11 protein-coding genes and 6 pseudogenes are annotated in these 17,857 nt (G+C 54.6%); 13 read left to right on the plus strand and 4 right to left on the minus strand.

Annotation, left to right across the window (positions count from 1 at the left end):
- Positions 1-160: 160 nt before the first annotated feature.
- Positions 161-1,465, plus strand: a complete 1,305-nt coding sequence (locus FN060_RS03280) for an oligosaccharide repeat unit polymerase (RefSeq protein ID WP_142586858.1) — start codon at positions 161-163, stop codon at positions 1,463-1,465.
- 326 nt (positions 1,466-1,791) lie between these two features.
- Positions 1,792-2,253: an NUDIX domain-containing protein gene (locus FN060_RS03285; protein ID WP_142586859.1), complete on the plus strand. Its 462-nt coding sequence runs from the start codon at positions 1,792-1,794 to the stop codon at positions 2,251-2,253.
- 394 nt (positions 2,254-2,647) lie between these two features.
- On the opposite strand, the gene FN060_RS03290 is transcribed toward FN060_RS03285, so the two are convergent.
- Positions 2,648-4,072, minus strand: coding sequence for a mannose-1-phosphate guanylyltransferase/mannose-6-phosphate isomerase (locus FN060_RS03290; protein WP_142586860.1), 1,425 nt, complete (start codon positions 4,070-4,072; stop codon positions 2,648-2,650).
- Positions 4,073-4,585: 513 nt separating this feature from the next.
- Between FN060_RS03290 and FN060_RS03295 the strand changes: the two are divergent.
- From FN060_RS03295 to FN060_RS03325, 7 genes and pseudogenes are all read left to right on the plus strand, one after another.
- Positions 4,586-4,782: pseudogene (locus FN060_RS03295) on the plus strand (IS630 family transposase); the annotation flags it as partial.
- 532 nt (positions 4,783-5,314) lie between these two features.
- Positions 5,315-6,052 (plus strand): sugar transferase, encoded by a 738-nt coding sequence (locus FN060_RS03300; RefSeq protein ID WP_142586861.1) that lies wholly within the window; start codon positions 5,315-5,317, stop codon positions 6,050-6,052.
- Between the two features lie 367 nt (positions 6,053-6,419).
- Complete coding sequence (locus tag FN060_RS03305) at positions 6,420-7,553, plus strand: glycosyltransferase (RefSeq protein WP_142586862.1); 1,134 nt, start codon at positions 6,420-6,422, stop codon at positions 7,551-7,553.
- A gap of 130 nt (positions 7,554-7,683) precedes the next feature.
- Positions 7,684-8,931 carry a lipopolysaccharide biosynthesis protein gene (locus FN060_RS03310; protein WP_142586863.1) on the plus strand — a complete coding sequence of 416 codons (1,248 nt, stop codon included), beginning with the start codon at positions 7,684-7,686 and terminating at the stop codon, positions 8,929-8,931.
- A gap of 364 nt (positions 8,932-9,295) precedes the next feature.
- Positions 9,296-9,534: pseudogene (locus tag FN060_RS03315) on the plus strand (IS630 family transposase); the annotation flags it as partial.
- A 99-nt stretch (positions 9,535-9,633) separates the two neighbouring features.
- A pseudogene (locus FN060_RS23050) lies at positions 9,634-9,966 on the plus strand (transposase); the annotation flags it as partial.
- 317 nt (positions 9,967-10,283) lie between these two features.
- Entirely contained in the window at positions 10,284-11,468 is a 1,185-nt protein-coding gene (locus FN060_RS03325; RefSeq protein WP_142586864.1) for a glycosyltransferase family 4 protein, read from the plus strand.
- Positions 11,469-11,713: 245 nt separating this feature from the next.
- Here the strand turns inward: FN060_RS03325 and FN060_RS03330 are convergent.
- Positions 11,714-11,995: pseudogene (locus tag FN060_RS03330) on the minus strand (transposase); the annotation flags it as partial.
- Positions 11,996-12,074: 79 nt separating this feature from the next.
- Between FN060_RS03330 and FN060_RS03335 the strand changes: the two are divergent.
- Positions 12,075-13,074, plus strand: a pseudogene (locus FN060_RS03335) (IS110 family RNA-guided transposase).
- Between the two features lie 232 nt (positions 13,075-13,306).
- Here the strand turns inward: FN060_RS03335 and FN060_RS03340 are convergent.
- Positions 13,307-13,423, minus strand: a pseudogene (locus tag FN060_RS03340) (transposase); the annotation flags it as partial.
- 143 nt (positions 13,424-13,566) lie between these two features.
- On the opposite strand from FN060_RS03340, the gene FN060_RS03345 reads away from it, so the two are divergent.
- The 3 genes from FN060_RS03345 to FN060_RS03355 all read left to right on the plus strand — a co-directional run bounded on the left by FN060_RS03345 (position 13,567) and on the right by FN060_RS03355 (position 16,678).
- The gene (locus tag FN060_RS03345) at positions 13,567-14,304 is read left to right on the plus strand and encodes a class I SAM-dependent methyltransferase (protein WP_142586865.1); all 738 of its coding nucleotides are present in this window, start codon (positions 13,567-13,569) and stop codon (positions 14,302-14,304) included.
- A 192-nt stretch (positions 14,305-14,496) separates the two neighbouring features.
- Positions 14,497-15,345, plus strand: coding sequence for an aldo/keto reductase (locus FN060_RS03350; protein ID WP_142586866.1), 849 nt, complete (start codon positions 14,497-14,499; stop codon positions 15,343-15,345).
- Positions 15,346-15,400: 55 nt separating this feature from the next.
- Entirely contained in the window at positions 15,401-16,678 is a 1,278-nt protein-coding gene (locus FN060_RS03355; protein WP_142586867.1) for a Gfo/Idh/MocA family protein, read from the plus strand.
- 135 nt (positions 16,679-16,813) lie between these two features.
- Here FN060_RS03355 and FN060_RS03360 read toward each other — a convergent pair.
- Positions 16,814-17,568, minus strand: a protein-coding gene (locus tag FN060_RS03360) for an IS5 family transposase (protein WP_425312134.1) whose coding sequence is annotated in 2 segments (ribosomal slippage) — positions 16,814-17,233 and positions 17,236-17,568 — 753 coding nt in all. Because the reading frame shifts where the segments join, the coding sequence is not laid out codon by codon here.
- Between the last annotated feature and the right edge of the window lie 289 nt (positions 17,569-17,857).

Below are 17,857 nucleotides of genomic sequence, written 5' to 3' on the forward strand. Positions count from 1 at the left end.
ATTGAGTTCGAGCGCTTGCAGAAAACATAGACCCGAGGGGGTCTACGAAACTCGGGGCTACTCAGTCGAGACTTTGGGCCAAGGCCTAGAAGGTTTAAAATTGACTATCTTCAACTAGTCATGCTCTAGGTTAGAAGGCGGATGAGAAAATGAGGTCTAAATGAACTCTCTTACGGCAGCATCTTTGTTCGTCCTGCTTATGATATTCTTCAGAGGAGCACATAAGTTTTCGCCAATGAGACTGTGGTTATTCACGTGGCTTATTGCCTTTACAGCCAATGCGATGCTTGGGTGGGATTACATATTCAACGACGAGATCATGCTCCTCGTCGTTGCCTCTGTCTTCATGTTTGTTCTTGGCGGTTTCTCCTTCGGTATCAGGGCGTCAACGCGACAATCCCCGGATCTAAATAGGGCCTCTGTTCTACTCATCTCAGTGAGCGGGAGGTGGGCCAATTTTTTGGTTCTTCTATCGCTAGTCACCTGCTTTCCGCTTCTAGATCACGGTCTGCGCTCGTTCTCGTCGCTGTCGCTCTTAGACTTCGTGGGAAGTGGTGACAGGTTGTTCTCTATAATGAAACAAAATCAGGCTACTTTATATGAGAGCGCGTTCCCCGTTTCATTCAAGCTAGTTACTATGTTATTGGTCATCGCATCATTTTTTGTCCCTATTAGCTTCATCTCGCCGCAGCGAGTGCCATATCGAAAAAGAAATCTGCTGCTACTTGTGACGGTGTCGTTACTGTTCAGCGCAGTTTCCAATGTGAGATCTATGCTGCTGGTGCCACTGCTAGTCGGATGGTTCTCCTTTATGGCTAGTTGTGTGGTAGCCGGCAACACACGATTGCTTACGTCCCCGAGGGTTATTGCTCTTGGTTTGATAGCTGCGTCGTCCTTCATAGCTTGGGTAGTAATCGCTCAGAGCGCTAGACTGGAGGATGCGAACTTTGAGAGGGTGGGTAGAACCTTGAACCATATTCGCCCGTGGTTTGCAGGCTACATCCCGGCATTATCGGTATGGTATGAAAGCAGCTTTACGGACATCGACTTAACTATCGGATCTAGTTTGCTTAGGGGCATTCTTGGGCCGTTGGGTCTAGTTAGCGGGGAGGGGTTTGACGAAAGGATTGGCGCCTACGACATCGGTAACGGACAGGTGTCCAATGCCATGACCATCTTTCGCGTCTTAATACTGGACTTTGGCCTCGTAGGAACTGTGATAGCCTGCTACCTTTGGGGATGGAGCGCGGAGTTTACCTATTACAAGGCTCTTACAAGAGCAGGGTCATGGGTTGTGGCACTAGCTGCCCAATACTGCGCCGTGTTCTTCTCACTTAATTATTGGTTCTTTGCATACGGCGCCCGAGTTTTCGGCTTTTTAATGGCTCTGATTTTTGTCACCATCTTGGTGAAATGGGCAAGAAAAACTGCGGCAGGGAAGGTCTACCCTCTGAATAGCCCCTAGAATTGTAGACGCCTTCTTCCCTAAAACTGAGGCAAGAAGGCCTTCATGGGCAAAGGCAATTTCAAGGAAGATGGCCCAAGTTATATCCAGTTGTGAGTTCGCTCCGGCGGCTTTTTGAAGTGCACCCCAATTTTGGGCTAGCGGGAGCTGGAATTTTCCGGGGTCATGGCTTAGTTCGGCGGGGGTGCAGATGAGCCGTTCATGAGCGATATCGGCACCTTGTTGCCGATCGCGCTGTGTGGCCCGAACTCGTTATAATCTCTACGAAACTCAAGGCTACTCAGTGCGGGGTAGTGGATTGCCTCTATTTAGGTTACACCACTTGCATGATGACGATATTCTCCCGGCTTTTGCATTCAGTGTTACATCTAGGGCACTGGATTTTGCACCGCGCAACCTTGGCAGCGGTGGTCGTGATTTTTGACAATGATAATGTGCTGCTCGTCCGCTCGCGCTATCGGCATGGCTGGCACTTGCCGGGTGGCTTCCTTGATCCGCCAGAAACGTTTGAGGCCGGCGCACGCAGGGAAGCTCTTGAGGAGCTCGGTTACGAGCTGCTTGATGTGAAGCTCGTAAATATAGACGTCTCCCGAACTAGCCTCATCTGTAACAACTACTGTGGCGTGTTCTTATGTTCAGCCTTCCGCAAGGCTCGTGACAGAGCGCCCAATTGGGAAATCCAAGAAGCCCGTTGGTTCAATGTCTCGACCCTTCCTGATGCCATAGATGCATTTGCCTGGAAATGTGTTTTCCAAGCTTATGATTTGTCCAAGGGAGGTTCGGGTTAGCTGCACAGCCTCTAGATCAGCAGTCCAGTTAATCAAATAATGCCGCCCCACATCAAGAGGGAAACCTGCATCGCGACCAATCGCCATTTTGCGCGGTGACAATATTCTCTCCCGACACAAGGTTGAGCCAGGCGGCTTTCCCGAAGCTGGACGAGTTAGTCGCGGAGTTTGGCCGACCCGCGCCGCCTTCGCAATCGGATCACTAGCGAGGATAGCAACTGTGGACGAGGTCATAAACCCATGCACACGCGAACCTCATGTTAGCGTGCCAGAAACTCATGCCCTAGGAACTCAGCCGCGCCAGTTCCTCATTTCGTAACCGGGATCGCCAAGACGGCTCACCATCGGGTACGCGATAGCCAATGTACCACGTTTTCTAATGGGTCTAATGGCCTCAGCCGCGACCAAACTCATCGACGATGCGGATGATGTCGTCCTCGCCGAGATAGGAACCGGTCTGCACCTCGATCATCTCGAGCAGGATCTTGCCCGGGTTGGCGAGGCGATGGACCTCTCCCTGCGGGATGTAGACGCTTTCGTTCTCCCGCACTGTCTTCACCTCGTCGCCAATCGTGACCTCCGCCGTGCCCTTTACACAGATCCAGTGCTCGGAACGGTGGTGATGCTTCTGCAGAGACAGCTTCTTGCCCGGCGAGACGAACAGGCGCTTCACCTGGAAGCGGTCGCCGTTGAGAATGGAGGTATAGCCGCCCCAGGGCCGGTAGGAGGTCGGGTGGGTTTCGGTGAATGGCGACGTCGCCTTGTCGGCGGCGAGCTTCCTGACCATGCGGCCGACATTCTGGCTCTCCTCCAGCCGCCCGACATAGACCGCATCCTCGCTGGCGATGACGACGACATTCTCCAGTCCCTGCACCGCAAGGTGGCTGGTCCGCGACATGACGAGGGAGTTTTTCGTATCCATCAGCGTCGCGTTGCCGGAAACCATGTTGCCGGCCTCGTCCCGCGTGCCGAGCTTCCATACCGCATCCCAGCTGCCGAGATCGGACCATGTGAAGGACGAAGGAACGACGGCGGCGTTCGAGGTCTTCTCCATGACGGCGTAGTCGATCGAGATGTCCGGGCTCCTGGCGAAGGCTGCAGCATCGAGACGGATGAAATCGAGGTCCGTGACCGCGTTCGCGACGGCTTCGCGAGCCGCTTCGGCCACCTCCGGTGCGTGAGCCTCCATTTCCTCCATCAACTTGCCGGCCGTGAACATGAAGATGCCTGAGTTCCAGTAGAAACCCCTATCCGCCAGCATGCGCTCCGCTTCCTCAAGCGGCGGCTTTTCGACGAAGCGCCTGACGGCATGGGCGCCGCCTCCAAGTGATTCGCCGGCTTCGATATAGCCATAGCCGGTGGCGGGCTCGCTCGGAGTGATGCCGAAGGTCACGAGCCTGCCGGCGACCGCGGCGTCCCGTGCAGACCGGATGGCATCGAAATAGAGCTGATCGGCAAGGATCTCGTGGTCCGATGCGAGCACCTGCATGACGGCATCAGGACCATGGCGATCAAGGATCAGGGCGGCAGCGGCGGCGATTGCGGCGGCCGTGTTGCGGGCGACCGGCTCCAGCAGCGTGCCCGCCAGTTCGACGCCGGCTTCGCGGGCCTGCTCCGCAACGAGGAAGCGGAAATCCTCGTTGGTGACGACAATCGGCGGCTCGCAGAGTGTGGCGTCTGCCAGGCGCGCCAAAGTCGCCTGATAGAGCGTCCGGTCACCCACGAACTGGATGAACTGCTTGGGAGCACTTGCGCGCGACAGTGGCCACAGGCGCGTCCCCTTGCCACCCGCCATGATCACGGGGATGATTTTTACCATGTCGATCTCGTGGGATTTCCTGCTGATAAGCTTGCCCTAGTCTCTCTTTGCTCGACTTGGCTATCCTCGTGTTCTGCCTATCATGCAATTTGTAGCCTAAGACGCCCGAATTTAGTTTTTGTTAGGAGATTCCAGCTTCTATTGAGAGATCGCAGGCAGGACCATGACATGCGCGTGTTGAAGATGGAGAATAAAATCGACTGTGTGTGGGAAACTCCCAGTTGGGCACTTCGGATCATAGCTATCTTGTTCTGCTTTATATCCTGGACGATCATCGCAGTTGCCCTGACTTCAGCCTGAATGGTCGGCACGGCCCGTGAGTACGATCCAAATCGTTCTCAAGATGATCTTTGCATCCACAGATGCGCCGACATGGTCCTTATGTATCGCACGTCTAATCCCACGCGTTCAAGATAACTTAGCGAGTTACGCCTGCAAACTTACCACAGGTGGCGGACCTGGCTGACGAATTCTGATCCCATCACTCCGACTGTTGATTTGGTCGGAGGCGATATGACCCGAGCTTTCAGCGATGATCTGCGTAGTCGCGTTCTGGCTGCTTCATGGGACGGGATGTCGGCGCGCTCTGCAGCGGACCGATTGGGGATTGGTATTTCAACGGCCATCGCTGGATCGCGAGTGCGCGGGCTGGACGGTTGACACCTTCGAAACTGGGCCGACGCGGAGGCTCACGCCTCGATGCCCAAGAGGGCGATCCTCCAGCTTCTTCACTTCCGAGTTGCCGAGAACCGGCTCGTCAGACGGCTGCAGCACCTCCCTTGCTTAAGAACCTGTGTACCGGCAGAGCAGATTTGACGTACGGCCAGGGCGGCGAGCGGTCCAAGATACCGTCTCGCATGGTTCGGACTCTGCTCAGTGATTGTCAGCTTCTGCTCGTTGTTCACCGCCTGCGGCGGACGTCATCCGACTGCAATTCAATGGGTCGGTACTCGTTAGACATAAGCATATGCCTAAGCCTATACTTGAGCCTTTCTGCTTACGCCAATTGTTTGGGCGACTGGATGGCACGATTATTGGTCCACACCTGATGCGCTCTGGTTAAGACAGCCGGTTAACCCCTTTTTCCTAAGTACATTCGGAGAAAGATGAATCAATACACTAGCTTGCTAGAAATTGTGCGAGAAAGACGCATTTACCATGTCAAGGACATTTGTGGACTCTTTGGCCGCACTGTGTTAATCGAGAATTAACTTATTTAACACCCCCGCCCAGGTCTGAAGTATGACACTCCAGCTTAATACGCTCACAGAAGACGATATTGGTAGTGGTAGCGACGAGAGGTCAGTGGGAGCACGCCTTAGTACTGCCCGAAACCTGTGGGTGCGTCGATACAGCCGTAAAGCTTATCGGTCCATTAAGCGCGTTTTAGATGTGGTGCTTGCTCTGACAGCAATCGGATTTCTGTTGCCTTTGTTTGCTATAATATGCCTTGGCATATTAATTCTGGATGGTCGGCCTGTATTGTATGGACAGGCCAGAATTGGCCATAGGGGACATACCTTCAAATGCTGGAAATTCCGCTCCATGGTTCGGGATGCCGATGCTCGCCTGACAGAACTTCTGGAGTCTTGCCCGAAGAGCCGCCAAGAGTGGTCCACGCTACAAAAGCTCTCGAACGACCCACGGATAACGTTGCTTGGCACCTTCCTGCGAAAGAGTAGTCTGGATGAACTACCTCAGCTATTCAACATCGTGCGGGGGGATATGAGCATTGTGGGGCCGCGGCCAATCGTGCATTCCGAGATCAGGCGCTACGGTCGGAGTATTCGGCTCTATCTTGCGACCCGTCCGGGGCTGACAGGGTTGTGGCAGGTCAGCGGGCGCAATTCGCTTAGCTATCAAGAGCGCGTGGCACTGGATGTACGTTATATTCGGACGATGTCGGCGCAACTGGATGCAGAGATCATCTTTAGAACGGCAGCCATCGTCCTTACGGGCCGTGGCGACCATTCAGGCTGAAGTCGGAGCTACTGCGTTCATTGTCCAGGACAGGGGCGAGGCTAGGAACGCCGCTACCTGGAGAACGCAAACGGGTGTCCGACCTGGGGTCAATTTGAATCGCCTTGTCGGATATGCACATGATGCGGGACCGATCTTCAGCTTTCTCCTTAGAAATTCAACTCTCCCAACGAAACCTAAACCGGCAATGCCCCGCATCGGATCGGTCATTGGTATCATTTGCATTGCAAGTCTCGGCGCAACCTTGATTTGTACCTTCGGCTGCGGCCGTGTTAGCGGATGAAGTCAAGGTAATTCAGTCTCGATTGCTACGCTCGCTGAATGACACTTGATATCCTGCATAGCTTTTTCTCAAGAGGACTGCTTTATGTCACTCGTTTTAGAAATCACAATCACGATCACACTGGTTTGCGTGATCCTCGTCATCTATCCCTACGGAATCTACCCTCTTCTTCTCCGCTTACTGAAGACACAGGCCGTTGCAGCACAACAGGGTTACAAACTTTCTACTACCCTTGTCTTCTGCGCGTATAATGAAGCCAAGGCCATGCCAGATAAGATCGCCAATATCGCCTCGCTCAAGGACAGACATCCGGACTTGGAGGTGCTTGTTTTCGATGACGGATCAGACGACTCAACTTACCTGCAACTGGCCGCACATCCGGAGCTTTTGACGGTGATCCGAGGCGACGGACGTAATGGGAAGGCGCACGGAATGAAGCTTTTGGCAGCGCGGGCACAAGGTGAGATTATGATCTTTACCGACGCCAATGTGACGATCAAGGAGGACGCGATCGATCACTTGATGGCCTATTATGCTGATCCGAAGGTGGGGGGGGTTTGTGGCTCGCTGCTCTACCTGGGCGAAGACAGTTCGGCCACGGCGGCAGTAGGCTCACTTTACTGGCGGCTAGAAGAATATCTGAAGAAGGAAGAGTCCCGCACCGGTAACGTGATGGGCGCGGACGGATCAATATTTTCTCTCCGTCGTAAGCTATATCCGAGCTTCCCCGACACGGTACTTGATGATCTGACAGTGTCCATGGCTGCGGTTTTTTCGGGCTACCGGCTCATTAAGGCGGAGGACGTGATCGGCTATGAAAGCCTTGTCACTAGACGCGGCGAGGAGTTCTCCCGCAAGGCCCGCATTGCCGCCCGCGCCTTTCACACCCATCTCTTTCTCGCGCCGCAACTGGCGCGGATGACCGGCCTCGACAAGTTCAAGTATCGCTCCCGCAAGATGGTGCGCTGGTTGGGCGGGATCTTTCTCACAGTTGGTGCCATCGCCGCAGCAATTGCCGCGGCCCTCATCTCGCCGTTGCTATTAATGATCGGTCTGGTTGCCACGCTCGCACTCGTCTTCATCGGGCTGCGGGCTCAGAAAGGACCGCTTGCCTCGGTGATGGAGATAGTCATCGCGCTCTACGCCACCGTCCTTGGCGTTTTCCGTGCCCTGCAGGGGCAGACTTTTGCGGTTTGGAACCCTGCAAAGTCGCGGTGATGGACTGAGACCTTTAGGAGCAAGCCATTAGCAGGAGTGTATCCACTGCTTCTGATCCCGCCGCTTTGATCGTCTCCGCAGAGCGAGTGGCCGACGCGTCCGTGAATCTAAGAAAGTTACGATTCAGCTCATGCAATATGTTGCCGCAATATCCGCACGTTATGGCGCTCTTGCCATCCAGTTCCTGCTCGTGCTCCTTGTGACGGATGCACTGCCCCAAGATGAAGCCGGCAAGTATTTTGTTGCCTTCGGCCTCGCAACCACGCTCTACTGCTTACCAGGTTTGGGGCTGCCGGATGGCTTGATCAAGACTGTAGGTCTGCAGCTGTCAAACGGTTCACGATTTTCGATCAAAACAACGCTATGGCGCACCATTTCTTACAGTTTTATCAGTGGGGCTGCTCTGCTTGCGACCGGTTTTTATTTAGGAATTGTACTTGGAATCGATCCACAATACGCTCTTCTGACTACTATTTGGTGCCTTTCATTTGGTTTCCTCTTTGTTGTGACGCAATGCCTTGTTTCTCTTCGTCGTGCCGGACTTGCAGCTTTCTTTTTCTACACTTCGACCAATATCTTCAGTTTCTTTACGTCAATACCCTACCTAATCCTTAAAGCCGATCCGCAACTCAGCGTTCTACTGGCGCTAAATGTCGTTGCCGCGAGCCTTTCCCTTGTGTTTGCGCTGGGTGCACTGTGGCGGCATACACGGCGACTGCCACACACCAGCGGCAGCGCTGAGCTGCGTTCCGTTCTGCAGGCTGGATGGTTCATCGCCGTCTCCCGATTTCTTCAGAGTGCCCTCTTCTGGATACCCGTCTGGGTCGCAACACTCTGTCTCGGTGAGGCCGAAGCTGCGGTGATCGGGACCGCTGGACGTCTGGTGGTCGCGGTGGCTGCGGTAGTGGCCGCTCTAAGGTTCTCGGTTCGCCCCGCCATTGTCGCAGCTGCGGCCGCCAATGATTGGCGGGCGATCGAAAACACTGGCCGGAAGATTGCGCTGTTCGCTTCTGCCTCAACCGTCGCCGCGATCGTTGGCACCTGGTTCTCGGGACAGTGGGCCATTGCGCTTCTATTCGGTTCAGATTATGAGGCTGTCTGGCCGGTGTTGATGGTGCTTCTTTTCGGGTCGCTGGGAGAAACCATCGGTGGCCCCGTCGACGAAGTGCTTAAGTTGACAAGTCATGGAAAGATCGTCGTCTTCGGTCTGGTCGCGACGGCCGCCACCGAAGCGGTGCTTGCTGTTCTGCTGTCGCCGCTCGGACTGCTAGGTATTGCCTCTGCGCAAGCCGCGGCTTTCTGGTTGATGTATTCCTTCCAGATTTTCTACCTGAACCGAGTTGAACGCGTGCTGATATTACCATTCTACCGCAGCTAGAAATGAGCCGCGAGCCGAGGGCGTTCAGGCTGTGTAGTTCGGCGGCAAGGTGGTTGCGAGCGGCTAGTGAGGAATACCTTTGCACCCGCGGGGGATCATACCGAACGCACTGGCTGGATCACGCGACACAGATGCGTTTCGCCGACATCCGCGCCACCGTACGCCGCCTCGATGCCTGTGAGCCTGCTCTTCGACCAACTGTCATTGATAATGAGATCGAGCGCCTAACTGACGAGATCAAGGAAAACTAGAGCGGGTCCTGTGATCGATGAATCGATTGTGAGGTGACTGGCCGAGCGGAAGCTGATTCAGCATCCACAGCAGAGAGGTGGATGATGCTCAGGCATTGAGCGATGATCTTCGGATGGGTTTGTTGAAAGCGTCTGCGGCGGGCATTTCCGCTCGATAGGCGGCCGCCCGGTTCGGAGTTGAGATTTCGACGGCGATCCGCTGGATCGCACGAGCCAAGGAAGGTGAGCCCACCCCGGCCGCAAGGCTGAAGGCGACCGTCGGCGCTTGACGCACAGGAGGCATTGCTCGTCGCACTAATAGAAAAAGAATAAGGACGTAACGCTCGATAAAATGGTCGAGCGCTTGTCCGTACCTTCACCGGAGCACTGCCTTACCGAAATGACCGCACCGTTCATACTACGGTGCGTGGCCGCTGTTATGACCCGGATTGAACAGGATTTGCTCTAGGAGCAAAGCGAGACAAGTCAGCGTCTGGCGATGATCCCAGGTGTGGGTGTCCTGTCGGCGAAGATCATCGTGGCGACTACGCCGGATGTCGACAACTTCGACTGAGCAAGGGATTATGCTACCTAGCTCGGGCTCACGCCCATACAGCACTCCACCGGAAGCAACCACAGGGTGGGCGGGATCTCGAAGATGGGCAATCGATACATCCGGCGCTTGCTATCTCGGCGCGATGGCGCAGAACATGCTCAGAACGTCGGCTCAAGCGCGCTCCGGGATTGGACTGGCTGTCCAGCATGCTGATGCGCAGAAACTAAGGTTGTCGCCATCGGCTTGGCGTGTCCTGGTTCTTCGCTTTCATTGTTCGCCATCACCTCACTTTGCCCTGACCATTCCTTAAGCCTGTCAGGCGGGACTGCGGTTCGTAGCGAGACCCGTCCCTGAGGCAAGGGCCTCGACACGGCTTACAAAAACTTTGCATTATCCGGTACATATATTATCAATCGGCCCGTGCCAATTGTGGAGCATTTTTCGCGTCGTGCTGAAGCAACTTGCGTCAACTAACCTTGGGTTCAAGTCACGCAAGGGATGTCCTCTAGTGAAAATCGTTTACGTTTCTGTCCTGTCCCGCGAGCAGATGAAACAAAGAGTGCGCCATGTCGATCAAAGTCCTCGTCGCTGCAAAAGCTTTTCCTCCGGTCGTTGGAGGAGTGGAAAGCTATAGTGAGTTCATCGCACGTGCCTACAAACGTGCCGGCCTGACACCGGTGGTTCTAACGGCTTTCGGGGGCCGTGTCGGCTGGCATGAGCGCGACTATCCAGAAGGTCGCATTCGCGTACTCAACGTGGGGATGGGGCCGCAGCCGATCGTGTTCCTCAAGATGCTGATGGCCTCCGCATCGCTGCGCCTAACGCAGGATTTCGATTTTCTCCACGCGACAACTTGGCGGGCGGCACTGACAATTCTACCCGTTCGGAAGAGGATACCTTTCGTTTTAACCGTCCACGGGCAAGAGGTTTTGAACTATCCCTCCTTCCTAAGGAGACCGATGATCTGGGCGCTGGTAGCCGCAGATCTCGTTGTCACTGTGTCTCATGTGAGTATGGAAGCGGCACAGAGCGCCCTCTTCGGAGCCCGGCCCAAGGGCGTCTGGCAGGTAAATTTCAACGGTCTGTCCTACCTTGACGAGGCGGCCACTTTTGTAAGGACGCCGGCGGACCCTAGCCGGATCCGTATCACCTCTTTCGCTCGGCTTGCAGCGCGAAAGAACATAGAAGGGTGTCTTTACGCGCTTGCCCGATTAAAGGCCGAAGGCATCGACAATTTCCACTACACGATTGGCGGGACCGGCCCCTTGAAGGCGAAGATCGAGCTGCTGATCGAGGAACTTGAGCTAGGCAACCTTGTGACCATGATCGGTTATGTCAAGGAAGAGGACATCCCGGATCTATATCGAGAGACGGACGTCTTTCTGCACCCTCAGACCGCATCTGTGACTGGGCGCGACCTGGAAGGGTTTGGGCTCGCTATCGCGGATTCGATTTCATTCGGTGCAGCGGCCGTGGTCGGCAAGGATGGGGGGCCGAGAGATTTCGTCGCTCATGGGGAGCGTGGTCTGGTCGTCGATGGGAATGATACTTCAAATATTGCCGACGCACTGCGCTCGCTTCTGATGGACACTTATCTGTTGGAGCGGTTGTCCTCCAACGGACGTGATTGGTGCCTCAACAATCTTTCCTGGGACCGGCATGTGACACAGCTTCTTTCATCTTTGCCTTTTAAGGAGTATTCACAGGCTATGAAGGAAGAAGAAGTTGATAAAATCGGACCGCAATGTTGATTTGCACTTCTATAGTGCGTAACTCAGTCGTGCTGCATTACTCAATTTCTTATGTTAATGGGATGGAAACGTTTTAATCGCCTTGCAGAGAGGCAGGAATAGCTGCTTTATAAGCTGCTATATTTGCCATGCCTATCGTAGCCCGGAATATTGTGGATAGTGAGCGTCAGGTGAACTGTTTTTGCTGATCGGGCAAATCGGGCGATGTTCTGGCATTCGAGCCAGCATCAATGCTGACTTTAATGCTCGTTCTCGTCGTTCAGCTTAGCGCTGTAACGATAACAAGTCTCGCTGGCCTCGAAGGTACGGCAGGCAAGTGCGATGCTCACCCCGCGCGATGCCACTGCTTTCCCAGCCATCTCTCGGCGTTGAAACGGCCGTGTATTTTTTCCGAGAGCCTCCTTCAGCAGTTCTGCCTGTATGCTCATCTCGGCATACATCTTCTTCAGCCGCCGGTTCTCATCCTCCAGAGCCTTCATCTGGCTGATCATCGAAGCGTCCATGCCGCCATACTTCGAACGCCACTTAATGGGATGGACTGTTCCCCCAACCCGCAGTCACACTGGTCGCGCCAACAAGGGAGGTTGTCATGGCAACGTTGCGGTTCTGGGAATCGATATCGCCAAGAATGTGTTCCAGCTTCCCGGCGTAGACGCCGATGGTCAGGTTGTCCTGAGACGACGAGTGATGCGCGATCAGCTGCTACAGGTGACCGAGGCTATTCCACCATGCCTAATCGGGATCGAATCTTGCACGGGTGCCTTTCACTGGCAGCGGCATTTTGAGACCCAAGGTCACACGGTGAAGATCATCGCTCCTCAGTATGTGAAGCCCTTCGTGAAAGGCCAGAAGAATGACGGCAACGATGCCCAGGCAATCTACATTGCCGTTCAACAGCCGCATATGCGCTTCGTGCCGAAGAAATCGATCATCCAGCAGGACATCCAGGGCCTCCACCGCGCCAGGCAGAGGTTGGTCAATCATCGTGTCGCCCTAATCTCGCAGATACGGGCCTGCTCCTCGAGCGCGGTGTGGCGATCGCGAAGTCGGCATCGATCGCCCAGCGAACGATACCGGAGATCATCAATAATCCAATGATCGGTATCACCGAGCTGACACGCGATATCATCGGCACCCTCTATGCCTTCCTTCTGCAGCTCAACCAAAAGATCAGATACTTCGACAAGCAGATCGATGCCGTCTTCCGCGAGAGCGACGTTTGCCAGCGTATAGCGAAGATACGTGGCGTCGGCCCAAGACTGCAACGGCAGTCGTTACCGCTTTTGGGGATAGGCCCGACTTCAAGAATGGCAGGCACCTGGCGGCATGGATGGGCCTTGTGCCGCGACAACATTCCAGCGGGGATCGGCGTGTACTGCTTGGCATCAGCAAGCGAGGCACTCAGCATCTGCAAACACTCCTGGTCCATGGCGGGAGGTCAGTGGTGCGAACGGCACAACGGAAATCGGACCCTGCTAGCCGATAGGTCAACGAGCTTAGGGAAAGGCGTGGTTACAACCGTGCAGCGGTTGCCGTCGCCAACAAGAACGCAAGGGTAATCTGGGCCTTGCTTTACAACGGCGGCGAGTACCGAGCCTCTCCTTGAGAACAGGCATGCGAAGTGCAGGCTGAAGGTTGAAATGGAATGAACGGTCGGACCGGCACATACGGAACCTTTCTTCTATAATGGCCGACAAGGTCTCCCATTTGTTGAGGCGTATGTGTGCGGATGTCCCATTTGGGCGCTTCGGAAACGATGACGCCGTATAGATGTTTGCAATCGACCAGAGTCAGACCGCTTCAACGTCAAGCTTGCAACGGAGGAACAGTCCATAGATGTAAAAGCTAGCAGTGCTCATCCCGTGCTCTCGGCACAACTCTGGCACAGGAACGCCGCCTTCTACGTGGCGCAGGATGGCAAGGATTTGGGGTTCGCTGAATCTGCTCGTCTTCATCAAAGTCTCCCCGATCATAAAGCCCGAGAAAATTCTACTTTTGAAGCCCGTTAATTACCGGGGGGATTACCCGCGCCCTAGCGCTTGCGCTCAACGCGTGAAAAGGTTAGTAGAGTACGAAATTTCTTCTGGAGCTAAACTACATGACTTTCGTGTCTCGGGCCGCAGCGTTCCTCAAAAATAACGCAAGTCCAACTGTTTTTGGCGCCACAAAAGCCGTATATAATACTCTTTTTCGTCCCGAAAAATACTCTGGAGAATTAAACTTTTGGAGAATGCAGTACCTTCGGGAGGGGGGGGTGCTAACAAATGGTAAGTACGAAACTATCATGCTGCAGATGGCAAAACCTCTCACCATTGACGACTTATCTGGAAAAGTTGTGTGTGATTTCGGATGTGGCCCGCGCGGAACGCTTACTTGGCTAAGCAGTCGGTCACACTGTGTCGGCATCGACGTTCTTTCCGATAGGTATTACGATACTTTTCCTGAGGTTATTGCCAACAATAATATGACATATATTAAATGCCACGAAGATTTTATTCCAATGCAGTCAGAGGTCGTTGATGTCTTATTCACAATGAATGCTCTAGACCATGTTAAATACCTTGATACTACCTGTGGCGAGATTGCACGTATATTGAAGCCGGGCGGATATTTAATTGGATCCTTCAACCTTTATGAGGAGGAAACTGTGACGGAGCCGCAAACATTAGATGAGGGCATTCTTAATAAACTTCTGTTCGTTCACTTTGACCAATTAAACGTCAGATTGGCTCCTAAATTCGAGGTAGATTTCTATGATGGTTTTTTCGATCGCCCTGTGCCGCCTAACTATTCCGGTCCAATGATCTTGTGGTATGTGGGAAGAAAGAAGTTATAGTCCCTTGCTGCGCGGGCTAGGCCTAAATGAGGTATGGTGTTCGGAAAAGGCCCGGTAAGCTAATGTGTCACAACCTAAGCTGCGTCGAAATCAGGCCGCTGGCTACAGCTGTTATAGCGGCGGGGGACGGTTAGCGGCTGGGAGTATTTCTCACGGAACGTCAGTTACACAGCCACCGGGGAGAGCATTCCCATGAAATCGAATCGTGAATTCGGCCGGACCGGGCTTATCGTTTCACCTATTGGCTTAGGCTGTAGCCGCCTGGGTTCCGTTCTTGGGGCGTCTGCCGAGGAGGCCGAAAATGTCCTCAGGACGGCACTTGACGCTGGCATAACCTTTTTCGACACTTCAAATGTCTATGCGCAGGGAGGGAGCGAGCGTCTCGTTGGGCAAGCGGTAAAGGGACGCAGCGACATTCTCATCTGCACCAAGGTGGGAAAGTACTTGCCGATGACCACACGCCTGCTACTGCCTTTGAAGTCTCTCATCAAAAGCGCCGTCGGCGGTAACAAATTCTTGCGCGAAGGGGTCCGCCAGACCCGCTCGAAGGGCCTGCCAAGCACCTGGGAACCGGCGCATCTACGTCGGTCGGTGGAAGCCAGTCTACAACGTCTGCAGCGAGATGTGATCGACGTCGTCATGCTACATAGCCCTGGGACCGATACGATCCGGAAGGGCGAGGCCCTCGGTGCACTGGCTGATCTCCAGCTTGCGGGCAAGGTCCGCGTCATAGGCGTCGCGGTAGATGACGTCGATACAGCCCTAGCCGCGTTGAGCGATAAGCGGATAGAAGCACTGCAGATCCCGCTACACCCCGGCCGGTCAGACTATGATCAAGTGCTCGCCGCCGCGTCAGCGCGAGGAGTAGCCATTGTGGCACGTGAGGTTCTAGGTGGACCCAAAGCGGTCAACAAACAGTTACTCGATGGCGCGCGCGTCAGCACGCGAATGGTCGAAGCCGTTGCGACGCCGGGGGTCGCGCTGGCTCTTGTGGGAACGACCAAGCCACACCATTTGACCGAAGCGATCTCAGGCATTTAAGAAAGCTTCAACGCCTACGCTCCCATCTTCTTCCAGTTGATTTGAGGCCAGCCCCATGAAGATTGCCGTCGTCGGCTGCGGATATGTTTTCGACATATACATGCGTACTCTACGCGCCCATCCGGAGCTTACCATCATCGGCGTGTTTGACATCAATTCCGAAAGGAGCCGGCGGGTTGGCAATTTCTACAAGCTCCGCATCTATGGTAGCTATGAGGCAATGCTTGCCGATAGCGAGGTGGACGCCGTCATTAACCTAACCTCGATCCAAGCTCACTTCGCGGTCACAAAACAGGCCTTGGAAGCGGGTAAACATGTCTATTCGGAAAAGCCGCTTACAAAGAGCCTTAACGATTCCGCTCAACTGTTCGACATAGCGCGTGAGCATTGTGTTCGTCTCTATGCGGCACCGTGCAACATCTACAGCGACATGATACGCACGATTTACGAGGCGGTAGGAAGTGGTGCAATAGGTAAACCGAGGCTTATTTATGCCGAACTTGATGATAATCCGATCCATTTGCTTGACTTCGACAGGGTCATCAGCCCCACGGGCGCCCCGTGGCCACTTGAAGAGGAGCTGCGCGAAGGTTGCACCTACGAACACCTCGGCTATCATTTGGTGTGGATCTGTGGCCTGCTTGGCCCTGCTGTAGCCGTAACGGCTTATTCAAGCGAACTGGTAGAGAGCAAGGTTTCGACGTTGCCACCATACCTGGGTACCCCAGATTACTCGGTCGCCTGTCTCCATTTCCGGAATGGTGAAAGCGCGCGAATAACGTGCAGCTTTGTCGCTCCGCGCGACCACCGACTGCGCGTGATCGGCGACAAGGGTGAACTGGCCGGCGACAGCTACCGTCACTACCGGTCTCCGGTATACCTAGAACAATATACCAAAATGAGCCTCAATGCGCGGAAGTTTCAGACCTTACGTGCTCACCCCATGTTGGGTCGCTTGTTTGGCGTCGGCGGCAAGCGGCTCCCATTGGTACACAACTGGAAGTCGCATGCGGTTTTGAAGGACCAGGCTCAGTCAGCCACGTTCAAACAACGGCTTCTAGAATGGGTTCGACGCAGGGAAATCTATGCACAAGATAAATTTATTGGAATCGCCGAAATGGCTCGGGAAATACGAGAGGACAAGCCTCAGTTCCTGTCACCGGATTTCCTACTCCATGTCAACGAACTGACACTTATTGTTCAAGCGGCAGGACCAGGTGGCATCGCCACCAAACCAACCACTACCTTTGCGCCGCTAGGCGATATCCCAGGGACTCTCACGTCACCGGCAGGACATGACGCATCCTGTTGGGTACATCTGGCCTTGTGTTAATCCGAGGGTAACTCTAGTTGTCGAGAAGGCAGCCAAGTCTCTCACAGTCTAAAAGATCCCCCGCATCCTAAAGGATCCATGAAGCGGACGCAACTGCACACGAGCTTAGCGCAAAGGCTTAGGGTTTAGACTCAATCATAGCCAGAACGCGACGAGGGTGGCCAAGGCGACTGCGGAGAGGAAGTTTCTGGCAAGCTTGTCGTAACGCGTTGCGACGCGTCGGAAGTCTTTCAGTCGGCAGAAGGCGTTCTCGATGAGGTGGCGGCTCTTATAGCGTTCGGCGTCGTATCGGATCGGCCTTGTGCGATTTGAACGGCCAGGTATCACGGGGACGATTGCGGACTGGCGCAGTCGCTTTCGCAGACTGTTGGCGTCATATCCCTTGTCCGCAAGGAGATATCGCGCACCCTTCAGACCAGCCAGCAGGTGTGGCGCGACCGGGCTGTCTGCCGCATTGCCACCGGTCAGCATGAATGCGAAAGGGCGACCGATCACGTCGGTGAGGACGTGGATTTTGGTGGTTTGCCCGCCGCGCGAAGGTCCGATAGCCTGATTTTTCGCCCCCCTTTGCCGCCATGGGCCGAGCGGTGCGCCTTGACGTAGGTGCTGTCGATGGAGGTGCTTTTGGTGACCGCGCCAGACGTCGCGAGCGCCTCGACCAATTCAGTCCAGAACCGTTTGCGAGACCAACGATTGAAGCGGTTGTAGACCGTGGTCGAAGGGCCATAGTCGTCCGGGCAATCGCACCACCGGCAGCCGACCTTGAGAACGTGGATGATGCCGGAGATCACTCGACGATCATCGACCCGGCGAGCCCCACCCTTGTTCCTCGGCAACAGGGGCTCAATGACCGCCCATTGCTCGTCCGACAGCCAAAACAAGCGACCCATTCAAGCCTCCAATCCATTGATTGGGAATCCTGAATCTGATTTGCCGCAGCAAATCAACATGATCAATGGGTTTCGACCCTAGGCAGCTCCTCTAATTAGAATAGGGGTTGATTTCTTCGGCTACCGATGGCTTGCTTGCCTCTCAGTTCACAACCTAGTCCGAAAGGTTAGGCTCATGATCTCTAGGTCTTTGGGAGTATCACTCCTAGTAATATCGCTCGCAGCATGCACCACTGTGAAGAACGCAGGCTTTCGCACGAAGCCAATAAGCCCCGGATGCGTTGCTCTC

Origin of the sequence: Pseudorhizobium halotolerans, from assembly GCF_902153235.2 — a bacterium.
Lineage (GTDB): Bacteria > Pseudomonadota > Alphaproteobacteria > Rhizobiales > Rhizobiaceae > Neorhizobium > Neorhizobium flavum.

What these genes read in the sequence shown, in the direction of transcription:
- FN060_RS03280 (WP_142586858.1), top strand. Translation starts at nt 161, where the DNA reads ATGAACTCTCTTACGGCAGCATCTTTGTTCGTCCTGCTTATGATATTC.
- FN060_RS03285 (WP_142586859.1), top strand. Translation starts at nt 1,792, where the DNA reads ATGATGACGATATTCTCCCGGCTTTTGCATTCAGTGTTACATCTAGGG.
- FN060_RS03290 (WP_142586860.1), bottom strand. Translation starts at nt 4,072, where the DNA reads ATGGTAAAAATCATCCCCGTGATCATGGCGGGTGGCAAGGGGACGCGC.
- FN060_RS03300 (WP_142586861.1), top strand. Translation starts at nt 5,315, where the DNA reads ATGACACTCCAGCTTAATACGCTCACAGAAGACGATATTGGTAGTGGT.
- FN060_RS03305 (WP_142586862.1), top strand. Translation starts at nt 6,420, where the DNA reads ATGTCACTCGTTTTAGAAATCACAATCACGATCACACTGGTTTGCGTG.
- FN060_RS03310 (WP_142586863.1), top strand. Translation starts at nt 7,684, where the DNA reads ATGCAATATGTTGCCGCAATATCCGCACGTTATGGCGCTCTTGCCATC.
- FN060_RS03325 (WP_142586864.1), top strand. Translation starts at nt 10,284, where the DNA reads ATGTCGATCAAAGTCCTCGTCGCTGCAAAAGCTTTTCCTCCGGTCGTT.
- FN060_RS03345 (WP_142586865.1), top strand. Translation starts at nt 13,567, where the DNA reads ATGACTTTCGTGTCTCGGGCCGCAGCGTTCCTCAAAAATAACGCAAGT.
- FN060_RS03350 (WP_142586866.1), top strand. Translation starts at nt 14,497, where the DNA reads ATGAAATCGAATCGTGAATTCGGCCGGACCGGGCTTATCGTTTCACCT.
- FN060_RS03355 (WP_142586867.1), top strand. Translation starts at nt 15,401, where the DNA reads ATGAAGATTGCCGTCGTCGGCTGCGGATATGTTTTCGACATATACATG.